The sequence below is a fragment of the Peribacillus sp. P4_C12 genome, assembly GCF_056402095.1.
On record NZ_JBFUIB010000148.1, the window covers coordinates 1 to 8,225 of the forward strand.

Annotated in this window: 8 protein-coding genes; 3 read left to right on the forward strand and 5 right to left on the reverse strand. The window is 34.6% G+C overall.

Annotated features, from left to right (window positions below; translation table 11 throughout):
* Window positions 1-237 precede the first annotated feature (237 nt).
* From AC1DUW_RS16520 to AC1DUW_RS16535, 4 genes are all read right to left on the reverse strand, one after another.
* Window positions 238-393, reverse strand: a complete 156-nt coding sequence (locus tag AC1DUW_RS16520) for a hypothetical protein (protein ID WP_477642983.1) — start codon at window positions 391-393, stop codon at window positions 238-240.
* A gap of 44 nt (window positions 394-437) precedes the next feature.
* Complete coding sequence (locus AC1DUW_RS16525; protein WP_053345496.1) at window positions 438-644, reverse strand: hypothetical protein; 207 nt, start codon at window positions 642-644, stop codon at window positions 438-440.
* 58 nt (window positions 645-702) lie between these two features.
* Window positions 703-1,104 carry a hypothetical protein gene (locus AC1DUW_RS16530; protein ID WP_053345495.1) on the reverse strand — a complete coding sequence of 134 codons (402 nt, stop codon included), beginning with the start codon at window positions 1,102-1,104 and terminating at the stop codon, window positions 703-705.
* 470 nt (window positions 1,105-1,574) lie between these two features.
* A complete protein-coding gene (locus AC1DUW_RS16535; protein ID WP_477642984.1) occupies window positions 1,575-2,441 on the reverse strand; it encodes a LysR family transcriptional regulator in 867 nt (288 codons plus the stop codon).
* A 240-nt stretch (window positions 2,442-2,681) separates the two neighbouring features.
* Here AC1DUW_RS16535 and AC1DUW_RS16540 point away from each other — a divergent pair, with 240 nt between their 5' ends.
* The 3 genes from AC1DUW_RS16540 to AC1DUW_RS16550 all read left to right on the forward strand — a co-directional run bounded on the left by AC1DUW_RS16540 (window position 2,682) and on the right by AC1DUW_RS16550 (window position 6,227).
* Window positions 2,682-3,350 carry an L-2-amino-thiazoline-4-carboxylic acid hydrolase gene (locus AC1DUW_RS16540; RefSeq protein ID WP_387830223.1) on the forward strand — a complete coding sequence of 223 codons (669 nt, stop codon included), beginning with the start codon at window positions 2,682-2,684 and terminating at the stop codon, window positions 3,348-3,350.
* Window positions 3,343-4,560, forward strand: a complete 1,218-nt coding sequence (locus tag AC1DUW_RS16545; protein ID WP_053345492.1) for a Zn-dependent hydrolase — start codon at window positions 3,343-3,345, stop codon at window positions 4,558-4,560. Before AC1DUW_RS16540 ends, AC1DUW_RS16545 begins: the two co-directional genes overlap by 8 nt.
* A 203-nt stretch (window positions 4,561-4,763) precedes the next feature.
* On the forward strand, window positions 4,764-6,227 hold the full coding sequence (locus tag AC1DUW_RS16550) for a sodium/proline symporter (protein ID WP_477642986.1): 1,464 nt from the start codon (window positions 4,764-4,766) through the stop codon (window positions 6,225-6,227).
* 411 nt (window positions 6,228-6,638) lie between these two features.
* On the opposite strand, the gene abc-f is transcribed toward AC1DUW_RS16550, so the two are convergent.
* Window positions 6,639-8,225 (reverse strand): ribosomal protection-like ABC-F family protein (gene abc-f, locus AC1DUW_RS16555; RefSeq protein ID WP_477642987.1); only part of this gene is annotated, 1,587 nt, incomplete at its 5' end.

The following is an 8,225-nucleotide window of genomic DNA, read 5'->3' on the forward strand; positions in this document are numbered from 1 at the left end:
ACAGAAAACTTGGCCGTAATGTCAGCTATTGAATGGTGACCATCTTTATAAAGATTTAAAATAGCCAATTTTTCAGCTTTAGAATATTTCATTCGAGCCATAGAAAATACTCCCCTTAGATCAACAGATTTTTATTTTTTATCTGTCTACCTAATGGGGAGCATATCACCTTTTTTCAAAATGGTTTCTTTTTTTGTGCCGTAGAATATGAGTTTGTTGAACGTTTTTGATTAAACTTTATTTTATAGATACACTAGGAGGAATAAATTGAATTTTAATATTCAAAAATTCAATTAAAAAAAGAAGGATTGTTTTTCCCTTCTCATTTTGAAAATATTTTGTTCCACCAACTTTTTTCTTTACTTGTACTTCTTCACTAGTTGCAACATGCATTTCAACTTCTTAACTGGCTGCAACCTGTTTTTCTGGTAGATAATTTAATCTACCGTTAAAACATGTCCAAGTGATAGTAAATAATTCTTAACCAGCTCTTCTGCTTCTTGTTCTGAATCTACTTCAAATGAAGACTTCATTGAATGTGAAAGTTCAAGCATTTGATTATATTCTAAATTTGCCAGAATAAACCGATCTACCACATATGCCACAGTCTCATTATTCCCTGTTTTAGTTACCAATTCAGTCATCTATCCACTACCTCCACACTACTAAAGTCAAAAGCTAGTATATAACATACGTACCTTGTCAGTGGGCTGTGTGGGTCGCTGCTTGCGGAGTAGGGAGGTGCTTCGAGTAGCCCGTCATATAGACCGAAGTCCGCAAAAGTCTATGGGAATTAGTGGAAATAAGGGTGATCAATTCATCTGCCCCATTTGTTATGATTAATTGCTGAGTAGATAAGGATAAGCGGGTAGTCTTTTTCAACTTAGCTGCATGAGCATCAGGATATCGATTTAGATTGGATAAGCTTTTTGTTATAGCTTCGATTGCCTTCGGTGATGGTCCAATAGGATTCTCATTAGAAGCTAATTTAATAACCCTTTTCTGCCCTATTTCTTTTTTAACTTCCCATAATGGTTTACCTGGTGTATGCGGCTTAAGTTTATCCAGTGCTTTACGAGACCTTATCCGGTTGGTGTTGTACATTGCCTACTCCTTCAAATCGATTTAGTTTTTTTACTCATCTATTTAGTTTTTTACTCATCTACTAATTAGTTTTTTACTCATCTACTAAAATAAACTATAAAAAGATTTGAAATTTTCCTATATGAAAAATCCCATGATAAAGAGATAATTGTGAAACAATTCACTCACTTAACCAATAAATAATCATTATTTAGCCATTTATGTGATTGGTAGATTAGAATCGACTCTATAATAATAAATGATTTAATATTTTTATCACCATCCAATTAAACAATTTTTTTACCATCCATTAACTTTTAATTAATAAAAAAGAATCATGAAAATATCATGATCCTTAGTTGATATAAGATGCTAAATATTCAACAGCATTAAGGGCTTCCGCAAACCTTTTCTGTTCATTTGGTGAAAATATACAATTAATACAAGTGTGACAACGACAAATAGTTTGTTTTATGTGCTTAAGAGCTGTTTCATTTTAACCATTCCTGAATAAACTCAATTATTTTTTTCGATCCTGGTGACATATAACGTAAGGAAGTGGCTGCAATTCCAATGGTGCGATAATAATTACCTTCCAAAGGGATTATTCGAATACTCTCGTGGATACGATACAGTATCATTTCAGGGAGGATACTGATTCCAAGACCATTTTGCACCATGGAAATGATCGCCTGATCTTCAGCGATTTCATATTTGATTTTTGGTTTGATTTTGTGTTCTTTCAAAATTCTTCGAACATCCTTATCGATGCTTGATTTAGGCATGATAAAAGATTCATCTTTGAGTTGATCTAAGTAAATGATATCTTGCTGATTTAAAGGGTGCGTATCCGGTAAAATACACAAAAGTCTATCATTTTTTAACGGAATCACTTCATATGCCTTTGAAACTGGCAAGGACATAAAACCAAAATCAATGGTTCCATCCGAGATCCATTGATCAATTTCATCGTAATCTCCTTCAAATAGTTTTATTTCTATGTACGGGAAATCTATATTAAATTGCTTAATAATCATAGGCAACCATTGAATAGACACACTTGGAAGTGTACCGATTCGTACGATACCTGTTTCTAGTCCATTAATTTTAGATACTTCCTGCATCATCAGCTCATTACATTTTAATATTTCTCGCATATAAAGCAGCATTTTTTCTCCATTGCTGGTTAAATGAATACCTAAACGTCCCCGAGTAATCAACGAAAAACCGAAGTCGGACTCAAGACTTGCTATTGCATGACTTACAGCTGATTGAGTTAATCCAACTACTTCCGCTGCTTTCGATAGACTTCCTGTTTCTACAACGGTTCTAAAGATCTCATATTTGATCAGTGTCATTTATAGTCACTCCAACTATTAATTTTTTTCATATTTTATATTACAATTATTCATTTGATTTATATAAAGAATTGAATTTATAATAACAATTAATCAATTGCTAGTAAATTTATCGGTTTTATAAATTTAAAAAACTAACTTAAACGAAAGCTAGAATTATACTAAAAAATGAAAAATAGAAAGTGAGTGTTTAAATTGAGTAAAACGAATCATGTTATCCCACCATATTCCATGGAAGTCATGACAGCTAAATTATTTACAGAAATAGAAAAAATCGTTGTTTCGAAATATAAAGAAAATGGAAAGGCATTACTGCAACAAGGAATTGATAATTTTGGATATAAAGACGCGGAAGAGATTGCGATAAAAGCAACGACAGAAAGAGAAAATCATACGTTATTTGACTATATTCCTAAAGATCATAACAGTCAAAATAAGTATGAAAATCTTACACCCTTTGCCCTATTTGCAAGATTATTTGCCCAAATTACGAAAGCTATAGTAGATACTTATGGCGATGAAGGAGAAGCAGCTATTCAAGAAGGTATATGGCAATTTGGTGAAAAGCGTGGACGTGGTATTGCACAAAGAGCCAGAGTGAATGGGGCGGACAACACAATTGATCAATACTTAACAAACTACGATATGGGACGAAGTGATTTGTTTACCATTGAAACGGTGAATAAATCTGAGGAAATCGAGCAAACATTTACAGTATGTCCATTAGGCCAACAATGGGCTGATGACGATATGCATGCTTACGGACTTGTTTATTGTAAAGTGATAGATGATGCAATTGCTCATGGTTTTAACAATAAATTTAACGTCGTACATGATCAATTTGTGTTAAAAGAAGGACAATGTCATTTTCGTTTTCAATTAAAAGATTCAGAGAAAAAAAATGATTAATATCAAGCGATTGAATACCCATTTAGAAGAGTTATCCGTCATTGGAAAAACAAAAGATGGTGGCATAAATCGGTTTTCTTATACAAGTGATGAGAGACGAGCAAATGAACGAGTTAAACAATATATGGAATCTGCTGGTTTAACCGTCCATTTTGATACAGTGGGCAATCTGATTGGGAGTCAAGAGACTACAAATGATTTACCCACTATTTTAATAGGTTCACATATTGATACCGTTCCAAATGGCGGAAAGTATGATGGGAGTTTAGGAGTCTTAACCGCCATTGAAGTCATACATTCGTTAAAAGAAAAAGAAATTGAACTGAAACATCCTGTTAAAATTGTTGCCTTTAAGGATGAGGAAGGAACCCGTTTTGGCTTTGGTATGATTGGGAGCCGAGCTGTCGCAGGTACATTGACATCCAATGATTTAAAAAAAGTAGATAATCAAGGAATATCGATTGAACAAGCTATGAGGGATTATGGATTAGAAAAGCAGCATCTCCAAAGTGCGAAAATAGAAAACGTAAAGTGCTATTTAGAAGTTCATATCGAACAAGGAAAGGTTCTTGAAAATAATGAAGCAGCTGTAGGTAATGTAACTGGTATCGCTGGTCCGGTGTGGCTTCAGTTCAAATTAACAGGACTGTCAGAGCATGCTGGTGCAACACCGATGAATCAAAGACAAGATGCTTTAGTAGGAGCTAGTTTAATTATTGCAGAGGTTGAAAAAATAGCTAAGGAGTCCCCTTCATCTGTAGCTACCGTGGGCAAACTTTCTGTAAAACCAAACGGCGTGAACGTCATTCCTGGTGAGGCGGAATGGACAATTGATATTAGAGATATCGATGARAAAACCAGAGATCAAGTCGAACAAGAGATTAGAAAATTCGCAAAAAAGATAGCTAATGATCGACAATTACACTTAGAAATCTCTGTATTACAACGTGTTGCACCTGTTCGTTGTGAAGACAACATTCAAGATGTCATAAAGGAAAGTATTCAAGAATTAGGTGAATCCATCGTCTCTTTACCTAGCGGTGCCGGACATGATGCCATGCAGTTTAAAAATCGATTCCCAATTGGTATGATTTTTGTTAGATCGAAAGATGGGATCAGTCATAATCCAAGGGAATTTTCTTCAGAGTATGATATTGAAAAAGCCGCTAAAGTCTTATATTTAACAATTCTACAATTAGACAAAAACTAAAGAATATATCATTGTAGTATGTTCAGAGCCTGTTTATGATTATACTTTTTCAAAATCTGGCTCTGTTATTTATATAAATCAAGGGTTAAATCATGTTTTTGAAATTAGATGTTAACCATGAATAATCCCTGATGGGAAAAAAATTTTGTATTTATTCTCACTATACAACTTTGTTTAATATAATTTATAAAGGAGATAATAAAATGAATTTTTCAGGATCCTCGATTGTTTTTGCCGAAATCATCATTTACCTTCTCTTAATGCTTGGAGTGGGTGTGCTCTTTAGTAGAAAAAAATTGGACCACGCTGATTATTTTCTCGGTGGAAATAAGTTACCTGGTTGGGCACTAGCTTTTTCTGAAAGAGCTACAGGTGAATCCGCCTATATGTTCTTAGGGGCAGTAGGTTTTATTTATGTAACAGGTTTGTCAGGAATATGGATCTTATCGGGAATGTTTATAGGCGTCCTCTTTTCTTGGCTCTTTCTAGCCAAAAGATTTATGAATGAAACAAAAAAATATAAAGTGTATACATTAACCGACTATATAGCTGTGAAATTTCCTAATCACACTAATTTGATTCGTTGGTTGTCATCGATCATTATGGTCATATTTTTCACTTGCTACTTAGCAGCTCAATTTTCCGGTGTTGGTAAAACTCTTTATTCTTTTTCTGGACTTAATATTACGGTAGGAACAATTGTAGTTGCCCTCATCATTATTGCCTACTCTTGTATGGGTGGGTTTATGTCAGTTGTATGGACAGATACAATTCAGAGTTTTTTAATGGTTTTAGCGTTTATTATCGTTCCAATTGCAGGATTTTTTGAAATTCAACAAAATGATTTATCGATTTCGTATACCTTAAGTTCAATGGGAAGTGGTGCAGATAGTTGGATAGGAGGATTATCTGGACTAGCCATCGGAGCCATGCTATTTACGAACCTTTCTTGGTTCTTTGGCTGGCTTGGCGGACAGCCACAATTAAGCTCTCGCTTTATGGCGTTAAAGGATGAAAAAGAACTTAAAACAGGAAAAATTGTTGCGATTATTTGGACATTAATTGTCTACGTCGGTGCCTTTTTATCTGCCATTTTTGCTTCCGTTATCTATAAACAAGGAACGATTGAAGATTCTGAAATGATTATGCCTCATATGGTATTCGATTTGTTGCCACCATGGGTTGCAGGAATCATCATTGCAGGAATTTTAGCTGCTATCATGTCAACAGCTTCTTCTCAATTACTCGTTATTACAACATCAGTAAGTGAAGATATTGTTCATAAAGCAATGGGTATGACGATAAAGAGTCAAACCTTAGTGAAATTATCTCGTTGCATTGCCATTGTAGCTGGTCTTGTAGGTATTGTTGTTTCGTTAGCATCTGGCTCCATTATTTATAATATGGTCAGTTTTGCTTGGGCAGGAGTCGGCAATACATTTTCTGCCGTCATTTTACTTATATTCTTTTGGAAAAAAACATCTGGCACAGGCGTAGTAGCCACTATTATTACAGGGTTTATCAGTGCCATCCTGTGGACCACTTCTCCTTTAGAAGCCATCGTGACTGCTAAAGCGGCCACTTTCTTTATCTGTCTTATTGTTGGTATTGTAGTGAGTTTATGGTTTCCTGAAAAAGTTTCAAAATCAGCTAAATTAGCTTCTTAATTGTTCCAAATAGGTTGGAATGATTGACAGTTGCTAGTTCAAGTCAGAATTATCTTATATAAACCTTGTAATCCTTGTCTATCAAGGATTACAAGGTTTTTTGGATTTAAAAGAGTCTGTTGTGGATGTAATACAAAGTTGTACCCTAAGTAATAAATTTACTCCATTTTGAAATTATCAAGACCTAATAAAGGAGAGCTAACTGAATGGCAGTACAAATAGCAGATAAACTGGCAGCTATACAGAGATAATAAAGTCTTTTATTTTGCTTTAAGAAACCCAAAGGAGATACTATCTAAAACGTAGTACCTCCTTTTTAAGCTCTTTAATATGATTCGTTCAGAGTAAATACAATTAATAAAACTAAAATCAAATTCGTTTATTCTCCACTAAAGTGCATTCGTTACTGAATTATAGATTTTCTAATCTCTTAATCTTTTTTGTAAGTTCATTGAATCTTTGATCGAGCTCTATATACTCTGGGCTTTTGGATGATAAAAAGCTCAATTTCCCTAATACTTCTTGTCGTTCTGTTTCAAGCTTTAAGCGCTGTTCTGCAAGTGAATCAACCTTTTCATTTGATTGCTTTAATTTTTTTTGAATACGGTGATTTTCAAAAATCAACTGAACTGAAGTCGTTTTACTTAAGAAATATTGATCGTGTGAAACAACGACCAACGTACCGGTATACTCTACTAACGTTTTTTCCAATTGCTCTCTCGAAGGCAAATCTAAATGGTTTGTCGGTTCATCTAAAATTAGTACATCTTTTTCTTCCAGTATATATAGCATAAGCTTACACTTCACGCGCTCTCCCATACTCATCTGTTCAATTGGCTCAGACCATTGACTTGCTGTAAATCCTAAATGCTTCATTAAATTCTGAACCTTGCCCCGTTCTTTAAATGTTTCACGTTTAAATAATTGTTCAGGCGTTTGCTCTAGAGGCAAGTCAAATACTTGCTGCGTTAAATAGCCAATATTCGCAGATGGGGAAACCCAAATGTCCCCTTCAGCAAACTCATTGCCCATTACGATATTTAAAAATGTCGTTTTCCCACTACCATTCGGGCCAATAAGCGCTACTTTTTCACCGTGCTGAATTGTTAAATTCGTCTGTTCAAATAATATTCGTTCCCCAAACTCCTTTTTTAAGTTTTTTACCTCTAAAAATCTTTTGCCGACCTTCGTATTAGCTTCTAACGAAAATCGAACAAGATAATCTTCCTCAACACGTTCAACCTTAGTCTTCTCAAGTTCCTTCTCAAGACGTTTACGCTTAGATTTGACTTGAGAATCCATTCGTTTCGCTTTTAGGCGGTAATATTCTTTAAATCCTTCTTGCTTCGTCGATTGTGCATGCGCTTTTTGCGACCACGATGTCAGTTCGTTTATTTGATTTTCTACAAGTTCCATTTTTCTTTGTTGTTTTTCGTACTCTCTTTGTTGAGTTAATCTTCTTTGTTCTCGAATCTTTATATAATGTGTATAATTTCCTTTTTGCTCGAATAATTTCGTATTTTCAATCGACCAAATTTTCGTCGCTACAGTATCCAAAAAATATCTGTCATGTGAAACGACAATGATTGTACCCGTATAATTTTCTATTTGATTAACTAATAGCTCCGTACTTTCTATATCTAGATGGTTTGTTGGTTCATCTAATAAGAGTAAGTGCGGTGCTAACGCGAAACCTTTTGCAAGACGTATTTTGAGCTTTTCTCCGCCACTTAACACTTCGTAAGGAACATCTGGAATATGCCATTTCGACATTAGAGTAGCTTCTAATTGTGTAACATGCTCAGATGCGTATGTTTGTTTCTCCTGATCCACTAAAAAGACTTCGGTTTTGTTATTTCCCCATTCAACCTGTCCCTCAGATAGTTTTACATGTCCAAGTAAAATTTGTAATAGCGTGGACTTTCCGCTACCATTACGGCCAACTAGACCAATCACTTCTCCACGACCAATAGTTGCGTTAAGATCTTTAAATATAAT

Excerpts from the sequence above, each read along its gene's own strand:
- AC1DUW_RS16535 (WP_477642984.1), bottom strand. The coding sequence starts at position 2,441 with ATGACACTGATCAAATATGAGATCTTTAGAACCGTTGTAGAAACAGGA.
- AC1DUW_RS16550 (WP_477642986.1), top strand. The coding sequence starts at position 4,764 with ATGAATTTTTCAGGATCCTCGATTGTTTTTGCCGAAATCATCATTTAC.
- AC1DUW_RS16520 (WP_477642983.1), bottom strand. The coding sequence starts at position 393 with ATGCATGTTGCAACTAGTGAAGAAGTACAAGTAAAGAAAAAAGTTGGT.
- AC1DUW_RS16530 (WP_053345495.1), bottom strand. The coding sequence starts at position 1,104 with ATGTACAACACCAACCGGATAAGGTCTCGTAAAGCACTGGATAAACTT.
- AC1DUW_RS16540 (WP_387830223.1), top strand. The coding sequence starts at position 2,682 with ATGACAGCTAAATTATTTACAGAAATAGAAAAAATCGTTGTTTCGAAA.
- AC1DUW_RS16525 (WP_053345496.1), bottom strand. The coding sequence starts at position 644 with ATGACTGAATTGGTAACTAAAACAGGGAATAATGAGACTGTGGCATAT.